This window comes from Bradyrhizobium sp. SZCCHNGR1005, from assembly GCF_032489995.1.
In the GTDB taxonomy this organism is placed as follows: domain Bacteria; phylum Pseudomonadota; class Alphaproteobacteria; order Rhizobiales; family Xanthobacteraceae; genus Bradyrhizobium.
The window spans coordinates 321336-340225 of the sequence record NZ_JAUEZC010000001.1 but is presented as its reverse complement, the minus strand read 5'-3'; the positions used below and the strand labels follow the sequence as shown (position 1 = coordinate 340225).

Here is an 18890-nt window from a genome sequence, read left to right as displayed (position 1 = left end):
ACTCCAGAAATAGTCCCAGCGGTTTGTCTGCCTCTGAGAGACTCGCGCAAGCGACGAAACAGCAGTTATTCCTACCACTAATACCTATTTACAAACAGTGACGCGCGTTAACCTAGGAGGCTTTCGCGACGGACGCCTTGATCCTGGGGGCGGACGATGGTTCCGCTCCGGTTGTGGATGGACTATCCGACAGGTCCGCCCGCGGGGAGCCGCCGTGGCACGAGGCTTGTATGCCCGGACGAGGACGGCGCGTCGCGGATCGCTCCCTTCGTCGTTGGCGGCCGTTTGAGGATGCGCGCCTGGAGCATCGCCATGGGAGCACGGCCATGTCCGGGCCGAACATGTCTGAGCCAAACATGTCTGAGCCAAACACCAGGGAGTTCTGGGTCGGCACCATCACCGATTGGCTCGCCAGCAATGCAGGTCTCAGGAAAGAACGCATCGACCTGACGCGGAAGTTCACCCAGGAGCCGTACAATTTGAGCGTCGTCAGGGTCTTGACCATGATGGATGAGCTCGTTGCACTTCATAATGAGCTGAACGGCGCTCATTTGGTCCTCTCGCAGAACTGGCGGCTGGCGCATCGGCGCGACACCGTCGGCGACTTCATCGGCGCGTTCGTTCTGATCGTGGCGCCTGGCGAGGCCGCTTCCCCTCAGATCCCTGGGATCCCTGGCGCGTCGGCATCCGGCCAAATGTCGGAAACCGGACAGCGCAAAATGCACAATCAGCGCCTCGAGGCGCTGAGAGCCAATCCGGGTGGCGACTGGAGGCCGGTGGACCTCGAAATCATCGCGTCCCAGCACGCAATCAAGTTTCGCAAGACCACCGGCACGCACGAGGTCTTCCTGCATCCCTCGGTCCCCGATTGCGTCACCGTTCCGCTCACGAGACGGCTCAGGGCTCCGCATATCCGGGCTTTCGTCGCGATGATCGACCATATGGATGAGGCCGAGCGATGATCGACCCGAGTGCCTATGTCTACGATGTGACGACGCTGGCGGCCGAGGATGGCGGCGGCTTTCTCGTCACCTTTCCCGACATACCGGGCGTGATCGGCATCGGCGAGAACCGGCAAGAGGCCGTCGCGGACGGTCAGCAGGCGTTGATAGCCTGCCTCGATGCGTTCAAGGCCGTCGATCGTGATCCGCCGGCCCCCTCGGCGGTCCGGCGCGTGGCGCCGCTGGCGTGATTCTTGATTGATGTCCGGGACGCGACCGCTCGAACGCTGTGGGACGAACATGCCATTGAATGAGGACGCCATCCAGGTCGGCAAATGCTACAAGACGAAGATCGCGGAGAGCTACAGGGTGATTTCGATCACGCGCGGCATCGTCACCTATCACACGCTGACCTCTCCCTTGCGCATCAATACCGGCATCAAGGCGTTCGCCGACGCCGTCTACAAGGAGATCAGCTGCCCGGGGCAGGGCTAGCTGCGCGGCTCCATGGTCGTTGTCGCGCCCGGAGGTCGGATGAAACTCGAAGAGCGCGAACATGGCGTGCTGGCGTTCGTCGATGAGGATGGCCGCATCTGGGCGCAATGCGCCAAGCCATCTCCGAATCCGGCCGACACGGATTATGTGATCGAAGGTCCCTTGAGCGGCTTCATCTATGACGAGGGCACGTTCACCGCGGACAGCGAGCAGGCGTTTCGCGCCTGGCTCGACGACCGCCTGATGAGCGACGACATCTTCTACGTCAGGGACGAGGAGACCGCCTTGAATCTGGCGAAGCGCATCGCGCTGGCGGCCCGCCAGATCCTGAAGGATCGGCCGTGCTGACCGATGATCAGCCCACGCCGGAATGATGCTGCAAATGCCCCTTCGCCGCCCGTCGAGCAAACCACCCCGCCTCCCGAAGATCTCTGTCAAGCCCTTCGGAAAAACATAAATCGTTTCGCGTTTGCCCCAAATCAGTTTTATCGTGTGCTCGTTCCGTTCCGCCGGAGGGGCGTATCGCGATCGTCACGGACGTTGGCTACGGAATGCGATGGACGCGCTGGCGCGCAGCGGAGTTATCACTTCGCCGACGAACGCGCCGATGCGGACGGCGAAATCGTGTGGTCCTGGCGTCCCGGTGCTGGCGCCAAGTCTGTAGGTCGCGACGAGCGCGCGGACGACGGGGGCAAGACAGCCGGTCCCCGGGGAGATCACGTATAAGCCGTTAAAACCATTCGCGCAGGGAGGGCCGGGCGTTTTCGGCCAGACCTGTGGTGACTGCCGCCTGCTTTTTTTGCTGCAGGCGGGCCACGGGCGCGGCCAGCGCCCGGCCTTCCCTGCGCCCTCCACATGATGAGGGCGATGCGAGACGCAAAGCTCGGACGCGTGAACGCGCCGCGAGGATGCGGGCGCTCATCTTCAGATGCTGTTTGAGATTGTGGATCAGAGATGCCACGGGCACGCTGCTCACCCTCCCCCCTCCAGGGGAGGGCGGGAGCCCCGACATCAACGTCGTGTCCGGCAGGACAGGACCAAAGACGTGGATGGCCGGGACGAAGCCCGGCCATGACGTTCCTTAGTGGGGGCGCGTCAGCGGCGCGAGCGCGTCCGTCTTCACCCCACCAGCACGGCATCCGCCGCCATCACGCTGTCGGCGGCGTCGGTGACGGTCTTTTCCAAGGACGGCGCCTGCACCGCGAAGGTCTCGGCGAAGAAGCGGGCGAGGGCGACGTGACGGGCGCCATCTGCTTCACCCTCGCTGCGCGCGGTCAGCGCCTCGTTGGCCAGCATGCAGCCGCCGAGCGCCGAGCCGAACAGCCGCAGATAAGGCGTCGCGCCGGCGAGCGCGTCGTTCGGGTTGGAGGCCAGCTTCTCCAGCAGCCAGCGGCTGGCGCGATCGAGCGAAGCGAGCGCGTCGCGCAGCTTGGCGCCGGTGGTGCCGAAGGCCGGATCGTTGGAGGCCTCGACGCGGCGGACGACGTCGGTGAGCTCGTCCATCAGCTTGAACACCGAGGCGCCGCCATTAGCGCCCAGCTTGCGGGTGACGAGGTCGATCGACTGGATGCCGTTGGTGCCCTCGTAGATCGCGGTGATACGGGCGTCGCGATAGTGCTGCGCGGCGCCGGTCTCCTCGATGAAGCCCATGCCGCCATGCACCTGCACGCCGAGATAGGCGACCTCGTTGCCGATGTCGGTGGAGAAGGCTTTCGCGATCGGCGTCAGCAGCGCGCCGCGCGCGGCGGCCTCCGTGCGCACCGCCGGGTCCTTGGCGCGCACGGCGACATCAAGGGCAACAGCGGTGGCGTAGCAGATCGAGCGCGAGGCGGCGGTCAGCGCGCGCATCTGCAGCAGCATGCGCTTGACGTCGGGGTGCACGATGATGGGGTCGGAGCCGGTGCCCTTGCTGCCGATCGCGCGGCCTTGTTTGCGCTCCTGTGCGTAGGCGAGCGCCTGCTGATAGGCGCGATCGGCGACGCCGACGCCTTCGAGGCCGACGCCGAGCCGGGCCTGGTTCATCATCGTGAACATGCAGCGCATGCCGGCATTCTCTTCGCCGATCAGATAGCCGATGGCGCCGCCGTGATCGCCCATGGTCATGGTGCAGGTGGGGGAGGCATGCATGCCGAGCTTGTGCTCGATGCCGGAGGGATAGATGTCGTTGCGGGCGCCCAGCGAGCCGTCGGCATTGACCAGGAATTTGGGGATCAAGAACAAGGAAATGCCCTTGGTGCCGGCCGGCGCATCGGGCAGCCGTGCGAGCACGAAATGCACGATGTTGTCGGTCATGTCGTGGTCGCCATAGGTGATGAAGATCTTGCTGCCGGTGATCCGGTAGGTGCCGTCACCAGCGCGCTCGGCGCGGGTTCGGAGCGCGCCGACATCGGAGCCGGCCTGCGGCTCGGTGAGCTGCATGGTCCCGGTCCACTCGCCGGAGATCAGCTTGGCGAGATAGATGCGCTTCAGCTCGTCGCTGCCATGGGCATCGAGCGCCTCGATCGCGGAGAGCGTCAGCAGCGGGCAGAGGCCGAAGGCGACGTTGGAGGCGCTCCAGATTTCCGTGCAGGCGGCGTTGATGGCGAGCGGCAGGCCCTGGCCGCCGAACGCTTCGGGGCCGGAGACGGCGTTCCAGCCGGCCTCGGTCCAGCGCCGATAGGCGTCCGGCCAGCCCGGCGCGGTCGTCACCTTGCCATCGGCCAGCTTGACGCCGTTGCGGTCGCCGATCTTGTTCAGCGGCGCCAGCACGTCGGAGGCGAACTTGCCGGCTTCCTCCAGCACGGCGGTGGTGATGTCGAGGTCGAAATCGCCGTAATGGCCGGCTTCGACGGCAGCTTTGAGCCCGGCGCCGTGGTTGAGGGCGAGCAGGATGTCGTTGATCGGCGCGCGGTAGGTCATGACGCTTCCTCGAATGGAGATTGGGATTTGGCGCCGTCTTCCCATGAAACCGCCCAAGCCTCAACTTTTTCGCGCGCTTTGCGAAGGCGCTGGGATCGCGGTTTGGGAGATCGGCGCAAGGCATTCAGAAGCTTGATGAATCCGCATCCGCCGCGGATCGGGGCGGAGGCCCCCAAAATTCCCGCCGGCAGCCGGTTGAAAACCCGGACCCGGCTCTGTAGACCACCGGGCGGAAGCCGGAATCGGCAAGGCGGCGAGGCCGCCTTTGTCCCGGTTTGTCTGGTGGGGCGTAGCCAAGCGGTAAGGCAGCGGATTTTGATTCCGCCATTCGGAGGTTCGATCCCTCCCGCCCCAGCCAGTTTAGTCTTGAAAAATCAGCAGGTTATTCGTTCGCGACTTTGTCATTCTGAACGGCATTCCCTCGCATATTCTGAATGGATGTTTCTGGTGCGTTCGCCAAGGCACGCGCTCGCATATCGGAGCCGCTCCGTCTGCCGCCTAACTCTTTGCCAATTTTCATCGGGGCTGATCCGCCACGACGTCCGCTTAAGGCGACCTACCGGGCCGGTCACTCCGAAGGCCTCCAATGATCCAAAGGCGGCATTCTTGGCTAGCGGGAGCTTGGCAACGAACGCGAGTGCTTGCTACATTTCAATGCGGGGTAGCCGTTAAAGCTATATGCTGAATTGAGGGGCACGGGTTGGCGACGCACGATCCACGCAAAGTTCTCGAAAGTCTTCGGAATCATTTGACGCAGCCGGAAGCGAATATTGCATTCCTGTTTGGAGCAGGAACGTCCTGCGCCGTGCGAGTTCCCATCATAACAGCCGAGGCTGCTGCGCCAGACGAGCCGCCAAAGACGAGGTCGCTTATCCCGAACGTTGCGGGATTGACCGATATTTGCGTCAAGGAAATCCGGAAGCTCGATCCGGAGGGAGAAAAGGAGCGGTTCGGTCCCGCTTATGATGCGATAGAAAAGGAAATCAAGCCTCCTCATCGCGCAACAAACATTGAAGACATCTTATCCTGCGTTCGCCGGAAGCTTCACGCGATCGGAGCTGCCGACACGCTTTCCGGATTATCCGCTGAGGACCTCAAACTGCTGGAAAAAACAATCCGTGCGACGATCGCTGCGCAGGTCAACCCTGATCCGACAAGCTTCCCAACGAAGCTGCCGCACGAAGACTTTGTCCGCTGGATCGCTCGCATGCCGCGCTCTCAACCGGTCGAGATTTTCACAACCAATTACGACATACTGATTGAAACTGCACTAGAGGCAGAAAGGGTCGCTGCCTTCGACGGGTTCGTGGGCTGCAATCACCCGTTTTTTTCTCACGAGAGCTTGACCCGTCCCGAGAGCGCCCCTGGTCCGGCCTGGACGCGGCTTTGGAAGGTTCACGGATCAATAAATTGGAGGCTAGATATAATCGGCGGCCGGCAGCGGGTTATTCGAACCGCGCCGCATAGCGAAGGGGAAATGATCTTACCTTCCCACCACAAATACGACGAGTCGCGAAAGCAGCCCTATACTGCGCTCTTGGACCGTCTCACGCGAGTTCTCGAAAGGGATGATGCGATCTTGTTCGTGTGCGGCTATAGTTTCTCCGACGATCATATAAACGCAATCATTTTTGATGCATTGGAAGCTAAGCGACGACCGCACGTGATTGCCCTGCAATATGCCGAGGCCGAGGTCGAAGCCGGAACTGTCTTAGCCGACCGCGCTGCCCGATATTTGAATCTGATGGCCCTTGGCCCGCGTACCGCCCACATTGGTGGCCGCCATAATGAGTGGCGTTTAGGAGAAGTCCGCGGCGCGCCACATATTGCTCAGGCGTTTCAGCTGGATGCCGTGCCAGACGGTGAGCAACCAAATGGTGCTGGCATGTTTCTATTAGGCGACTTTGCGCGCTTTGCAGGCTTCTTAAGTTCGCTTACGAGGGCCGACTAGCGTGGCCAGTACCGATCCAACTTATGTAGGTCAGGTTGCCTCGGTCACAGGCGGGATTTTGCGGGTTAGGCTGCGACGCGACCTCCCAACGACCCTCGTGCTCGTCGAGGGAGAGTCTTATCGAGTTGGGCAGATAGGCGGATTTCTCCGGATACCGGTAGGATATACCCAACTTTACGCTGTCTGTTCCCAGGTCGGCGCAGATGCGGTGCCGCCGGCGGTTTCCGGAGACGCTATTGCTCTGGAGCGAGATGTTGCTAAGGACGAAGGCCTTGCCGGTTACCGATGGATGACAATTGTTCTCTTCGGAGAGTCGACGGGCGGTCTCTTTGAACGCGGCGTTGGCCAGTATCCGACTGTCGGAGACGAGGTGCATTTTGTCACTGCATCTGACCTCGCAATCATCTATGGACGATCTCACTCGGCCACGGGCCTCACCATCGGCACCGTCTCGTCAGCAAGCGGCATTCCCGCAACACTCGATCTGGATCGGTTTGTTAGCCGACACTGCGTTATCGTCGGATCGACCGGCGCCGGAAAGTCCAATCTGGTCTCAGTGATTCTAGAGACTGTAGGTTCAGCAGCGTTTCCGTCTGCTCGGGTTTTAGTGATCGATCCACACGGAGAGTACGCAAAGATCGCTCCTGCACGCTCAAGAGTGTTTCGCATCTCGCCGGACGAGGGCGAGCACGACTTGGTAGTCCCATATTGGGCACTTCCCTTCGACGAATTGCTGACCATTACGTTTGGAGCAATGTCTCCCACCAATGAAGCGCTCGTCCGCGACATGGTTCAGGAGATGAAGCGCGCCGCGGCCAAGCTACTAGCCAGCCCGCCGCCCGCTGAAGCGATCACGGCTGATACTCCTATTCCGTTCAGTATCCGCAGACTGTGGTTCGAGCTGGATGATTACGAGAGGCAAACGTTTAAAAACGTAGCAGGGCAGCGGGTTCCCACTGACGTAGAACAGAAAGGCGATCCACAAAAGCTTATTTCAAATGTCTATCCCATCCACGGTCCCGGCGGGAAGGAGCCGTTTAAGAACCCAGCGCCACGTGGCATTGGGCGACAGCTTGAGCTCGCTCGCAGCCGATTAACAGATGTTCGCTACGCGTTTCTGTTTGACCCAAAGGGTGGATACGCGCCCGATTTGGCAGGTAGAATCGAAGCAGACATCGATGGCCTTGTAGCTTCGTGGGTTGGTCACGACAAGCCACTCACGATTGTTGATGTCTCAGAGCTGCCCTCCGACGTAGCAACCGATGTTGTTGGCCTACTCTTGCGAATTGTCTACGATACCCTTTTTTGGGCCAGCGCGCTTGCCGTCTCTGGGAAGTCTCAACCGTTGCTGATTGTTGTTGATGAAGCGCATCGCTTCCTTCCCGATGGCGGCTCCAACAGCTGCCAGCGCATTTTGACCCGAGTAGCGAAAGAAGGCCGCAAGTATGGCGTTGGCCTCACTGTGGTCACGCAGCGGCCCAGCGAGATTGACGCAACGATAATCAGTCAGTGCGGCACGATGATTGCTCTTCGAACGACTAATCCGAGCGACAGGAGTCGCGTGGCGGCCGCCTTCCCTGACGATCTCGGTGGGCTTGTCGATCTCCTCCCCTCGCTGCGGACCGGTGAGGGACTCTTTGTTGGCGAAGCCATGTTCGTCCCGTCTCGAGTTCGAGTGTGGCTTACGCAGGCGCCGGAAGGGGGCGCCGAGCCAAACGTCACGACAGCTTGGTCCAAAGATCCAAGGCCCGATCCGAAGCAATACGAACAAGCCCTCCGAAATTGGAGGAATCAATTGAAGGGATAGTATATGGATTTTATCTATGTGGATTCGAAAAGCGTCGATCAAATCGCTTACGATGAAGAACAGGGAGAAGCACACGTAATTTTTCAGCGTGGAGCACACTACATTTACAGTGGCGTGACGCAGGAGGTGTGGGACCGCTTCCGAGACTCGACGTCCAAAGGCACGTTCGTAAATGAGGAGTTCAAAGCGAAAGGTTACACGGTTCGGCGTGCGTGAGCCACGGCAGTTGCGGCTGCCGCGGTCTAGGAATCATTGATCGCCAATTTTTCCCTCTGAAACTCAGTCCCCCGCGTATTCTGAAAGCCCGCTTCCGGTGCCTTAGCCAAGACGTGCGCCCGACGCTTCCTGGTCGCGGCCAAAACGCGCTTCTCGGTGCGCTTGGCATACCCGGCATAGCTCTCCTTGGTCCGGTGGGCAGACAGCGCCCGGCCCTGGCCTTCGGTCAGCTCGGCTTCCTCCAATTCGGTCATGCCTCCGTGCCTGCAGGCATCAAGCGTGAAGTAGATCGGGAGCCCGATTTCCTTGCGGAGCCTTTGGACGATTTTCTGCATACCCGAAAAGCTGTAGGGCTTGGCATAGGCCTTGGCGCCGGGCTTGACGAAGCGCTTATCGGTGGCGGGAAGCACCTCGCGGAGGATCATGGCAGTACCTAGCCGCTTCAAATGCGCCAAGATGGCTTCGGCTTCGGGATAGAGCTGGATCACCTCGCCGTCATCGAGCACGTCTTCCAAGGGGTGGTCGATCCGCGCGCCGGTCTTGTGGTGAAAAATGCTGATGGTCGGCTTTTCAGGCTTCGCCCGGTATCCGGTCCATGTGATATGGCCAGCCAAGACGTTCTCCGGGCGCTGGAGCCATTCGAAGCAAACGACCGCCGTAGCAGCCGCGCCGACTTCGCCGCGCTCCACGGCTCCGTCGGCGAACGTGTAGACCTGATCGCGGGTGACTGCGTGCTTGGTTGCCTTGACGCGCGTCTTCACGGTGACGCCCGGCCACGGGTTAGGCACGTCCTTGGCGAATTCCTGCGGGTACAGCCGATGCACCACGCGCCACGCTTTGCGGCACAGGCCCACGAATTTCTCGCCCTTGCGGAAAAACTCGTCCTCGCCCTTATCGTTCTTGATGAACCGCTCATAGAGCTTATCGGCCGCGCGCGGCGAAATGCTCTTGATCGGCAGCGAGCCAATGCGCTCGCCCTTCTTGTTGCGCACGTCGCAAATCTGCAGCATGCTATTTTCATAACCGCCGCGCGATCGAGGCGAGACCTTTTCCAGATAGGCCTTTGAGCGCTTGTATTCGCGGAAGAGCCAATCAATCGTTCCGACGCGGGCGCCGGCAAGGTTCTCCTCGCTCGGCTTGCCAATCATCTTGTTAAACCACTCGTCAAACAGCGCGTTCAAGACGGCGGCTCGGCCGCCTTCACCGTCAGCGCCGCATGCGGTGATGTAGTCGCCAAGGGGTTCGTTCGGGATGGTGCAGCCGAGTTTTCGATATTTGGTTGGCACGGTGTAGTAGAACGCCTGCCGGCCTCCGGCGAGCGTCTTGGGCAGGACGTAGCGCGGCAGCTTCAGTGCCACAATCACAGATCCTCTGCGGCGTCGTATTCGATCGACACCGGTGCAATTGCGCGGTCCAGGTCCTCTCTTAGCCATAGCTGCCGGCGGCCCTCTTTAACTCGGGGCCATGGATACTCTTTCCCGACCCGGGTCAAGAATCCCTCAACCGTCGTTTCCCCGCAATAGCCGGCGGCGAGTGCCGCTGGCATTCGGCGCGGCCATGAGCCGTGCGGAATTTCTGAAGGGCGTTTCGGGCGGGTCATTTGGGCAGCCAGCTGTCGGGCATGGATGCTCAGTCCTCGACGTGATGGGCGGTTACGATCTCGATTTTGCGGGCGGGGTAACGGAAGCCGAGCGGCGTCAGCTCCACTTCGACCAGATGCCAACACGGCTTGCCGCAGCGCTCGATCTCGACCCGCATCTGAGCGCCGGTAAGGTTCACCTCGATGCCGTCGCGGCGAACAACGGGAAGGGTCTCGAAAACCTGCCGGGACATCACGATGGGCTCTCGGAATTCAAAATGCGGCTGGAAGGGGCGCGGCTCGATTGCGATCATCGGCCCGCCTGCAGGGGAATCGCCAAGAAAAGCTGGGTGCGGGCCGAAGGTTCTGCGGATATAGCGCCGTTCATGTTCTCACCAATCAATACTAACATAATAAGTTAGATTGAGTCGGTCGCGTACTCAACTACCTTCGCTAGATTTGCACAAAAATCGCGCCGCACGACACCATCGCGGCGTGCTCTGCTGTGCACACAAAAGCCGGCGAGGATGACTGCGCCGGCTCTGCTGCTCGCGTTATCGGCGCTGCCGATGTTTCAATCATCTTCGCGGGAAAACACCCTGCGAACTCGGCCCACAAGTTCGATGTGGGCGTTCTCCGTGTCATCCAGTCGCGCCCACTGTTGATGGTTGGGATGATCGGACTCGGGCTTGAGCCAGTAGGACCCATCAGCGGCTTGGCTCAGCAGCTTGATGGAGTCTTCCACCATGCCATCCTTGCGAGTCATCCTGACGTGGTACCGCTTGCCGGCTGCGATTTCGCCGGGCTTCTGCTCGACCTTGGACAAGATGACAATGGAACGGGGTGGATAGCGCAGGTTGTTCGATGGCCCCCTGATCTCACCCGCATAAAGCGTTGCCCCTCTTAATTTTTCATCTTCCTGTACCATGAGGTCGTACTGCTTCTCCTCGGGCAAGGTGCTTGTCTGATGCCAATTCCCTCCTTCGAACGCATGGGTGACGCGCACTCGAATGTGGTTCTTGGCAGCTGGCGGAGAGATGATTTCGGCCGGCGGCACTCCGAAGACTTCGCCGAGCACGTTCATCCACTCTTGCGAGAGCGTGGTGCTGCCTATCGCGAGTCGGTTGACCGACACCTCGTGAACGCTAGTCCGCCCGGTATCTCCACGCTCTGCTGCGAGCTTTCTGATGCGCGCTGCAACCTCGGCGTAGGTCCACTTTCTCTCTTTGGTCAGCTCGGCAATTCGGTTTGGGTAGGCCTTCGGCTTCCTGGCTTTGCGCACGGGGGCGGGGCTCTCTGCGAAAGAAATTTCATCACTCATTTCAAGACGATACTCGTTATGATTGGAAAATACACGCAACTCGCAAGATATAAATGTTGACTAAAATCTAGCGAATCAGGTTAGGAATTGCCACTGCCAAGACGGAACTCCCGTCTTGACCTGTAGATCGCTGGGCGCGCCGGCACGTTTTGATATCGGCGCGGAAGGGTTTTCAGATGGTTGGCCTGACGCCGGGCGGCATCGCCGTTTCCGGAGACGCTATCGCTTTGTCTTTCGTGGTCGCCGGCTTGCTCCTGCTCGCGTTTGTCGCGGGTGTTTGGGCGAGTCGGCGGCCGGTGGATGTCCTCGACCTCCTACAAGGGTCGCCGGACGTTATCCCGGATGCGCCGGGGCCTCTGATCATCTTGGGCTGCTGCTGCTCGGCGCGCCTGCCGTCCTGCCTCTGCGCGGTTGATGGCCTTCGCAATCCTCGCGGTGCCGGTCGCGGCCGCTGCCGCTCCTCCCATCCGCATCACTGAACCGGGGCAACAGCATGCGCGCAATTCGATTGTCGGCCGAAAAGACCGCTGAAGTTCAACAGGCATGGCATGGGACAATGACCCGCGCTCGGGTGGCGCAGGAATACGGGCTCTCCGAGAAGGCCGTCCGCACCATTTGGAAGCGCGCTCGAAAGGCCGGCCTGTTGCCTATGGCAAGCCGCCCGCATTTCGAGCCGGTGCCGTCATCGCCCGTCCACCTTGGCGCAGAGCCCGCCGCGGACCTCACCGATGCGGAGATCGTGTTTGAGGCGGCAGAGATGCATGAGGCCAACGTCCGATGTTCCGGCGGCCTGCTCGCTGCGCTCCATAGGCACCACAGCGGGGACCCCGCTGCGCATGATCGGCCCTCCGACTACGCCTTGCGTTGCGAGCTGAAGGGCGAGGCCGTCCCGACGCCGGCTGACATCATGGCCTTGTGCCGCATCCACGACCTCAACTCCAGTAACTAACAGGCCATTACCATGAAGAATGAGCGCCAAATCCCGGCGTGCGTCACCGTGCGCGGCTTCCGGGTGGACTCCACGGGTGTTTTCCCGGTCGCGCATCTGGCGGATGCCAACGTCGCCCGGATCGATATGGACGGCCTCCCGGCAGGGCTGCAAATCGACATCAGCGGTAGCGAGGGCTCCGGTCGCTTCTGGTGGATCATGCGCGCGATCGGCGAGGCTTATGCCCTCGGGAGCGACAACGGCTTTCAGAACGGACGCCGTGACGTCATCGACAAGGTTGGGAAGGTATTTGCCAACCCGCGCGTGCCGTCCAGTGGTCGGGGCGCGTGATGATCCGTCTTGTTCTCCGCATCCGCGCGATTGACGCCACTGTCACGGCGTGGCTGTCCCGCTGCAACGCCATTCGCGCTCTTTGCGGCGCCATCGAGCGCAAGCGTGAGCGGCTTCAGGCGCTGATCAATCTCGACATCCCGGGCCTGTTCGGCGGGCTCGCTCTCGGCGGCGCTGCTGTTGCCGTCGCCCGCTACGTCATCCCGCAAATCGAAGGCTCGATTGCGATTTTCAACTATGTGCTTGGGGGAATGTGAAGTGAAACCGACCGTTTATCTCGCGGGTCCGATCACAGGCGAAACCGTCGCCAGCGCCAACGATTGGCGAGGGGACATGACCGAGCGCCTTGCACGTCACGGCATCGTCGGCATCTCTCCTCTGCGCGCTCAACCCGTGCAGGGCGAGCGCTACGACCTGCATTTCCCGGACCCATGCTTTGGCATGCCCAAGACCATTGTTTCCAAGAACTACTTGGACGTGAAGCGCTGTGATTTCGTGCTCGCTTATTTCCCGGAGCCGCCGGAGGTCGCGGAGCTTGATGGCATCCTCGATCGCATGGGCGATCTGGTTGGGCAGATTGAAGAGCGGTTCGGGCCGCTTGATAGTGAGGCGCAAGACGCGGTTGTCTCGGACGTCGCTGCTCTGAAGCGTATTGCTCGCCGGGGCCTTCTGCGGACGCTCGGCACCACGGGTGAGGTTTCTTGGACCAAGCCTCTCGGGAAGCCCTGCGCCATCGTCACGGATGACCCGTTCATTGAGGATCACCCGTTCATGTCGGTACAGGCCGACTACATGCTTTCGACGTTCGATGAAGCCGAGCGGCTGATCGTTGGCCTTTTTGCGGACTATGCCCGATGAGCGCGCCTTCTGTCACCTTCGCGCCAAGGGAGGCTCGCCCCTGTCGCCTTCGCGCCGCGCCCCTGCCAGTTCGCATCACCGAGCAGGAAAGCGGCTCCAAGATCGAGCTACGCCTCGGCGTTATCACGGTCGGGCTGATCACTCCGAACCCGGCGAGCAACGGTTACTTCTACGCTGTGAACCTGCCGGGCTTCTCTCCGGCTCCTGTCCCGGCGCGCGATGTAGAAACGGCTCGCCGCGCACTGCAACGGAAGGTCCGCGAGTGGTGCGAGGCAGCATCCTTGGTGACCGAGTGGCGGGGGCGGCAATGAGTGGCGCTTCCTACACGCCGGAGGAGCTGGCTGAGTTCGACCGGCTCACGCGGGAGATGTCCTCCACGGATCAGGTGACCCGCATCATGGGCCGTCTGCATACCAGCAAGTTCGGGTCGTCGCACGGCAAGGCCAAGTGTGACGCGATGTTCGCCGAATTGAAGCGCCGGGAGGCTCGCAATGCCTGAAGCGCCTGCAACGCCGGCCTCAAAGCGCAAGGTCGTTGCCGTGGGCTGGACTGAGATGTTGGCCGCCGTGAAGAGCGAAACTGCGCGGTTCGATGCCCGCCTGATCTCCTTGAGGCAGGAACTATCGGACCCCTCCTTGACTGATCGCGAGCGCGACACAGTGCAACGGGTCATTGAGCAACAGGAGCGGCACGCGGAGGTGTTCGCAGCGGCTTGGCGTGTCCTCTGGAGCGTCCGCAGCGATGAGCGCCTGTTGAAGCGTCTCCACGAGGTGCGCCGCGCTGAGCAGGTTTCCGACGATAACCAGCCTGATCACGTTCAGTACGAATAACCAATGATCACAGATGACGCGCTGAACGCGCTCAAAGACCGCATCTCGGTTGATGCGGTTGCGAGCGAATGGGTGACTCTGCGCCGAAAAGGCAAGGGATACGTGGGGCCGTGCCCCATATGCTCGGATGACCCGCACTCGAAAACCGCTATGCGGTTCGAATGCACCGGAGACAAATGGATTTGCGCCGTCTGCCCGGACGCAGGCGACGTAATCAAGCTGATGATGAAGCGCGAGGCCATCGGCTTTCGTGACGCGATCGAGCGGCTCGGTGGCGCGAAAGAAGAGGCGCCCACGCCCAAGCTCGCCCGTATGGCCGGCAAGAGGGCTTTCAACTCGGCTGATGGTCGGTCGATGCCGGACGTTCCCGCGCCCTATGACGCCGATGCGGCCCTCCGCGTGGCTTGGTGCGCCGGGTGGACTGATGGCCGCAAGGCGGACGAAACGAACGCGATCTATCGCGAGCGCGAGCGCAAGAGGCTCCATGATGCCTTTTGGCTTCCTGCCAAGCATTGGCTCGGCACGCCGGTTGAGGCCTATCTGAGAGGCCGGAGCGTGATCCTGCCGCGCAATGCGCAGGTGCGCTATCACCCGAGCATGCCGATGTTTGCGGATGGCCGGGAGGACCGGCCGACGCTCTTGCATCGCGGCCCCGCGCAACTCGCGGCGTTCTTTGACGCCGGGCAGGTGTTTCGCGGGTTGCACATCACCTGGCTGGACCCGAGCGGCCCGAAGGGCAAGGCCGCGATCATAAACCCCGAAACGGGCGAGCTGATGCCGGCAAAGAAGATGCGCGGCACGAAAGCGGGTTGCTACATCGACCTGGGCGGCGCCGTAGCGCCTCGGCGCATCATCGCGGGGGAGGGCATAGAGACGGTAGCGGCTGTCTGCACGGCTTTGTACCGCGCCGGCCGCGATCTCTCCTCTACGGCCTTCCGCGCGGCCGGTGACCTCGGCAATCTCGCCGGCAAGGCTTCCGTGTCCCTCCCGCACCCAACGCTTAAAGACGGAAGCGGCAAGCCTCGAAAGGTCCCCGGACCCGAACCCGATATGGCCTCGCGGGCAATGCCGGTGCCCGATGGCGTCTCCGAGCTGGTGTTGCTCGGCGACGGGGACAGCGAACCAATCCTCACGCGCCTCGCGCTGGAGCGAGCTTCACACCGTCACGCAAAGGAAGGTCGAACAATTCGGGCCGCCTTCGCCCCTGACGGAACGGACTTCAACGATTTGATCAAGACACGGCGGACAGCCTGATGGACTACCATGGATATGACGATATCGTGCGCGCCGTTGAGGGCGATGGGGATTTCCCCTCCGCACCTCCCGCGCCTCCGGGGGAGCCCTCGCACACCCCCGCGCCCCCCTCAAGAGCAGAGCCAAGCGATAAAACCATCGCGGAATGCGCCCTCTTGGATGAGAGCGACACGTCAAACGGCGTTCGCCTGATGAGCTACTTCCCGGATCAGCTTCTGGTCATGAAAGTGTCCAGCGTCGCAGGAGGTGACAAGCTGATTTGGTCGGGGACGCATTGGGACATTGACGAAGGCGAGGCGGGCGCGGCTCTGATCGCGCAGAAGGTGGGCGACTACATCCAAAAAGAGGCGACCTATCTGGTCGCAACGGAGGACGAAACACGCGCTATGGCGGCCGTAACCGAGGCTGTCCTAGACGAGTTGGACGCGCTGAAAGCCATCTCGGCCAAGGAGCGCACGTCGGAGCAGCGCAGGCGGCTCCGGGAGGTCGATGCTATTGCGAAGGCTGGTCACAGCGCGGCTGCTGCTGTCAGGCGTCGTCAGGAGCGTCGCCAAAATTTCGGGGTGCAGTCCAAAGATCAAGGTCGCATCGAGAAAATGTTGGAAAACGTTTCGCCACGCCTCCGCAAGAACATTGAGGAGCTGAACGCCTCCGCGCTGTCGGTAGCAACGCGGACCCATACGCTCGTGTTCCATCAGGAGATTGACCCGGAGTGTCCGGACCCAAAGGCGACGCGCTACAAGTCCTGGATCGAAGCCCGGAAAGGCCATCGTCAGGAGGACTACATCACAGCGCTCGTGCCTGTGAATTACGACAAGAAGGCCAAGGCCCCGTTATTCGAAGCCTGGATTGAGCAGATGATGCCGGACGCGGAGACACGGCGAACACTGCAACAATTCTGCGGCTGCTCGATCCTCGGCATTCCGCTGCAGTTCTTCATGTTTCACTACGGCGAGGGCGCGAATGGAAAATCGGTGTTCCTTGAGATGCTGGTGCGGCTGCTCGGCAAGAGCTTTGCGGTTGGCCTGCCCACGGAAAGCATCATCGGCAGCGGCGAGCGCGCCGGAGGCGGTGCATCGCCCGACCTGATCAGGCTCTTTGGCAAGCGCATGGTCCGTGTTCTCGAGCTTCCGGAGGGCAAGCCGCTGCAAAGCGAACTAATCAAGAAACTGACAGGAGGCGAGGAAATCCCGGTGAGGACGCTGTACAAGGGCTATATCGACTTTATGCCTCGGGCCAAGCCTCATATGAGCGGAAACGGCCTGCCCAAGATCCTCGACACCTCAAACGGCATTTGGCGCCGAATGCTGTTCGTGAAGTGGCCGATCATGATCGCTGAGGAGGATCGCCGCGACCCTGAGGTGATGGTGCGGGAATTCCTTTCCGAGGCACCGGGCGTGTTCAACTGGCTCTGCGAGGGGGCGCGCGACTTCCTCTCGGGCGGCCAAATCTACATCGCTCCGAAAGTGAGGGCGGACGTGCAGGCGTACCGAAAGGAAATGGATATCGTGTTGCAGTTCGTTGAGGACTGCGTTGAGAAGGCGGAGGGGGAGACCGTGCAGGCCCGTGACATGTACTTGGCGTTTAAAGATTGGTGTATTGTCAACAGCAAGAATGTGGTATTCGAGACCCGTTTCGGCCGAGATATGAAGCGGCATTGTCAGAAGGACGATAAGTCCCGCGTCCGCAAATACCTTGACGTGAAGCTTCGCGAGGACCGACCGAGGCCGACCGAAAGCGAATTGCGGGCCAACAAGGCCGCTGAAATCAATAGCGACGTGGTGCCATAGCGCATTTGCGTCAGGTGTTGCCGAATGGCCGCCGAGGGTTGCGAGGGTTTTGCGAGGGTTTCGGTCCAACCCTCGCAGCTGAAAAACCGAGTCGCGCCAACTACTTTCCGAACTGAGCGAGGGTCGCGAGGGTTTTCGCGCACACGCATGTAGGCGAGCTGAAAATTCGTCAGCCCATGAAATCTGTAAGCGGCCCCATATGACACTCGTACAAACCCTCGCACCCTCGCATCATGATGTAGTTACATACATTATGTGTATGTAATTTATAGCAAATATTGTTTGCGATAGTTTTTCAAAGACCCTCGCAAAACCCTCTCACACTATCGGTTGCATAATAGCAACATTGAGAACAGCATGAAAAAGCCGATCGATATCGAAAAGCTCTTGCAGTGGGCGATCAGGGATGAGCTGCCCAAGGGTCAACGCGTTGCAGCGTCCTCATGGGACGTGATCGAGCAGTTTGGGATGCTCGGCACCAAGGTCCAAACCGGCGGCTTCAATGCGGACACGTTCGGCATGGTCCCGGGCGAGCCCGACGAAGATGCGTTGGTGATTGCCGGCGCTGTGAAGGCGCTGGAGCGCGAGGCGAGATTTGATCATCTCGCGGACGTCCAATCGTTGTTTGGCGAATGGGCGGCCATCGCTGGCGATGCTCCGGGCCTTCTGCTGATGAGCACGTTCGATCCGGCCGCGCTGGTGATCTCATGCGCGACACAGGGCACGCGTCCGAAATGGGCGTTCGAAAACCCGACGCCTCGTCAGCAATTCGCGCAGACAGCCACCAAGCCGCGTCCGATCGTTCATGGGATAGATCGCAGCGGCGAAGTGATCGAAATCAGGCCAATCAGGAAAACCGGCAAATATCCGGTGACCATGCGCCCGCGCTCGCCGCTGCTCTGGCATGATCCGGCGCCGCTTCACGTCGGCGAGTGTCGCGCTGAGTGGGTCTGCTGGCACGGTGCGCTCAACACGTTGGCCGCCGCGCTCTCCGGCAAGCTGCGGGCCTATGAGCCCACGCCTACCACTTTGCCCCTGATGCCGTGGATCACGGGCATGGATGAGCCGCGCATCCTGCAGGGCCGCGATCTATCGGCAGTGTCGGCCTTCGATCCTCGCCTAGCCCCGGTGCGGAATATCGTGACGCCCGAACCTGTTTCGTCCCCGATAGAGGCGCAAACGGCCGCCTCGTACGCAAAAGCGTCCCGTCTGAAAATGAAAAATGCGAAAGCAGCGTAATGGCTTACGGGACACATGGGCCAGCCCCCCTTTGACAGGGGGGTGATTGCTTGACATAGCTCCGGACGCCTCAAAAGGTCTCAGAGAAGAAACAAGCCCGTCGGTGCCCCGGCGGGTTTTGTGTTTCGTGCGATACAAAGCGAGGACGGACCAATGAAGTAGCAGCCGGGTTATTGGTTCATGGCTGTAGGTCGAGCGCTGGTGCTCGGCCGGGAGACGGCACCGCCGCACATGGCGGTGAAACATAGCAACCCTAGCCGCAAGGCTCTGTTGCATCCTACTGACGACGCAACGCGCTCGCCATTGAGCAGCGCAATCATCCCTGACGGGCGACCAATCGCACGGTTCGTAAAACATCGCGAGTATGCAGGGCGCTTTGATCCTGCCGACCAGCCCGGGGCGCACGCCGGGCACCCTTTCGCCCATGTAGCT

The 18890-nt window shown here is 61.1% G+C and carries 21 protein-coding genes and 1 tRNA gene; 17 read left to right on the top strand and 5 right to left on the bottom strand.

The window, feature by feature from the left end:
• The first annotated feature begins 356 nt into the window (after positions 1 to 356).
• From QXZ85_RS01575 to QXZ85_RS01560, 4 genes are read left to right on the top strand one after another with little or no spacing between them, the layout of a single operon-like run.
• The gene (locus QXZ85_RS01575) at positions 357 to 962 is read left to right on the top strand and encodes a hypothetical protein (RefSeq protein ID WP_316173524.1); all 606 of its coding nucleotides are present in this window, start codon (positions 357 to 359) and stop codon (positions 960 to 962) included.
• Positions 959 to 1192, top strand: coding sequence for a type II toxin-antitoxin system HicB family antitoxin (locus tag QXZ85_RS01570; RefSeq protein WP_315769303.1), 234 nt, complete (start codon positions 959 to 961; stop codon positions 1190 to 1192). The genes QXZ85_RS01575 and QXZ85_RS01570 overlap by 4 nt, the downstream gene beginning before the upstream one ends.
• A gap of 49 nt (positions 1193 to 1241) precedes the next feature.
• Positions 1242 to 1436, top strand: coding sequence for a hypothetical protein (locus QXZ85_RS01565; RefSeq protein WP_315765061.1), 195 nt, complete (start codon positions 1242 to 1244; stop codon positions 1434 to 1436).
• Between the two features lie 39 nt (positions 1437 to 1475).
• A complete protein-coding gene (locus QXZ85_RS01560) occupies positions 1476 to 1784 on the top strand; it encodes a hypothetical protein (RefSeq protein WP_316173526.1) in 309 nt (102 codons plus the stop codon).
• 382 nt (positions 1785 to 2166) lie between these two features.
• Here the strand turns inward: QXZ85_RS01560 and QXZ85_RS01555 are convergent, their stop codons facing one another.
• A complete protein-coding gene (locus QXZ85_RS01555; RefSeq protein WP_315732862.1) occupies positions 2167 to 2397 on the bottom strand; it encodes a hypothetical protein in 231 nt (76 codons plus the stop codon).
• 158 nt (positions 2398 to 2555) lie between these two features.
• Complete coding sequence (locus tag QXZ85_RS01550) at positions 2556 to 4334, bottom strand: acyl-CoA dehydrogenase (RefSeq protein WP_315765060.1); 1779 nt, start codon at positions 4332 to 4334, stop codon at positions 2556 to 2558.
• A 283-nt stretch (positions 4335 to 4617) separates the two neighbouring features.
• Here QXZ85_RS01550 and QXZ85_RS01545 point away from each other — a divergent pair.
• The 4 genes from QXZ85_RS01545 (at position 4618) to QXZ85_RS01530 (ending at position 8308) form a co-directional block, all read left to right on the top strand.
• Positions 4618 to 4692, top strand: a tRNA-Gln gene (locus QXZ85_RS01545).
• A gap of 342 nt (positions 4693 to 5034) precedes the next feature.
• Positions 5035 to 6285 (top strand): SIR2 family protein, encoded by a 1251-nt coding sequence (locus QXZ85_RS01540; RefSeq protein WP_316173528.1) that lies wholly within the window; start codon positions 5035 to 5037, stop codon positions 6283 to 6285.
• A gap of 289 nt (positions 6286 to 6574) precedes the next feature.
• Positions 6575 to 8092 (top strand): ATP-binding protein, encoded by a 1518-nt coding sequence (locus QXZ85_RS01535; protein WP_316173530.1) that lies wholly within the window; start codon positions 6575 to 6577, stop codon positions 8090 to 8092.
• A gap of 3 nt (positions 8093 to 8095) precedes the next feature.
• A complete protein-coding gene (locus QXZ85_RS01530; protein ID WP_316173532.1) occupies positions 8096 to 8308 on the top strand; it encodes a KTSC domain-containing protein in 213 nt (70 codons plus the stop codon).
• Between the two features lie 26 nt (positions 8309 to 8334).
• Here the strand turns inward: QXZ85_RS01530 and QXZ85_RS01525 are convergent, their stop codons facing one another.
• From QXZ85_RS01525 to QXZ85_RS01515, 3 genes are all read right to left on the bottom strand, one after another.
• Entirely contained in the window at positions 8335 to 9666 is a 1332-nt protein-coding gene (locus QXZ85_RS01525; RefSeq protein ID WP_316173534.1) for a hypothetical protein, read from the bottom strand.
• 271 nt (positions 9667 to 9937) lie between these two features.
• Positions 9938 to 10201 (bottom strand): hypothetical protein, encoded by a 264-nt coding sequence (locus tag QXZ85_RS01520; protein WP_316173536.1) that lies wholly within the window; start codon positions 10199 to 10201, stop codon positions 9938 to 9940.
• 260 nt (positions 10202 to 10461) lie between these two features.
• Complete coding sequence (locus QXZ85_RS01515) at positions 10462 to 11208, bottom strand: hypothetical protein (protein ID WP_316173538.1); 747 nt, start codon at positions 11206 to 11208, stop codon at positions 10462 to 10464.
• A 493-nt stretch (positions 11209 to 11701) separates the two neighbouring features.
• On the opposite strand from QXZ85_RS01515, the gene QXZ85_RS01510 reads away from it, so the two are divergent.
• The 9 genes from QXZ85_RS01510 to QXZ85_RS01470 all read left to right on the top strand — a co-directional run bounded on the left by QXZ85_RS01510 (position 11702) and on the right by QXZ85_RS01470 (position 18458).
• On the top strand, positions 11702 to 12157 hold the full coding sequence (locus tag QXZ85_RS01510; protein ID WP_316173541.1) for a helix-turn-helix domain-containing protein: 456 nt from the start codon (positions 11702 to 11704) through the stop codon (positions 12155 to 12157).
• A gap of 12 nt (positions 12158 to 12169) precedes the next feature.
• Positions 12170 to 12487, top strand: coding sequence for a hypothetical protein (locus QXZ85_RS01505; RefSeq protein WP_316173543.1), 318 nt, complete (start codon positions 12170 to 12172; stop codon positions 12485 to 12487).
• Positions 12487 to 12744 carry a hypothetical protein gene (locus tag QXZ85_RS01500; RefSeq protein ID WP_316173545.1) on the top strand — a complete coding sequence of 86 codons (258 nt, stop codon included), beginning with the start codon at positions 12487 to 12489 and terminating at the stop codon, positions 12742 to 12744. The genes QXZ85_RS01505 and QXZ85_RS01500 overlap by 1 nt, the downstream gene beginning before the upstream one ends.
• A gap of 1 nt (position 12745) precedes the next feature.
• The gene (locus QXZ85_RS01495; protein WP_316173547.1) at positions 12746 to 13345 is read left to right on the top strand and encodes a hypothetical protein; all 600 of its coding nucleotides are present in this window, start codon (positions 12746 to 12748) and stop codon (positions 13343 to 13345) included.
• 307 nt (positions 13346 to 13652) lie between these two features.
• Entirely contained in the window at positions 13653 to 13844 is a 192-nt protein-coding gene (locus QXZ85_RS01490) for a hypothetical protein (protein WP_316173549.1), read from the top strand.
• On the top strand, positions 13837 to 14175 hold the full coding sequence (locus QXZ85_RS01485) for a hypothetical protein (protein ID WP_316173551.1): 339 nt from the start codon (positions 13837 to 13839) through the stop codon (positions 14173 to 14175). The genes QXZ85_RS01490 and QXZ85_RS01485 overlap by 8 nt, the downstream gene beginning before the upstream one ends.
• A gap of 3 nt (positions 14176 to 14178) precedes the next feature.
• Positions 14179 to 15429 carry a CHC2 zinc finger domain-containing protein gene (locus QXZ85_RS01480; protein ID WP_316173553.1) on the top strand — a complete coding sequence of 417 codons (1251 nt, stop codon included), beginning with the start codon at positions 14179 to 14181 and terminating at the stop codon, positions 15427 to 15429.
• Positions 15429 to 17219 (top strand): phage/plasmid primase, P4 family, encoded by a 1791-nt coding sequence (locus QXZ85_RS01475; protein WP_316173555.1) that lies wholly within the window; start codon positions 15429 to 15431, stop codon positions 17217 to 17219. Before QXZ85_RS01480 ends, QXZ85_RS01475 begins: the two co-directional genes overlap by 1 nt.
• A gap of 357 nt (positions 17220 to 17576) precedes the next feature.
• A complete protein-coding gene (locus QXZ85_RS01470) occupies positions 17577 to 18458 on the top strand; it encodes a hypothetical protein (RefSeq protein ID WP_316173557.1) in 882 nt (293 codons plus the stop codon).
• Positions 18459 to 18890: the final 432 nt, after the last annotated feature.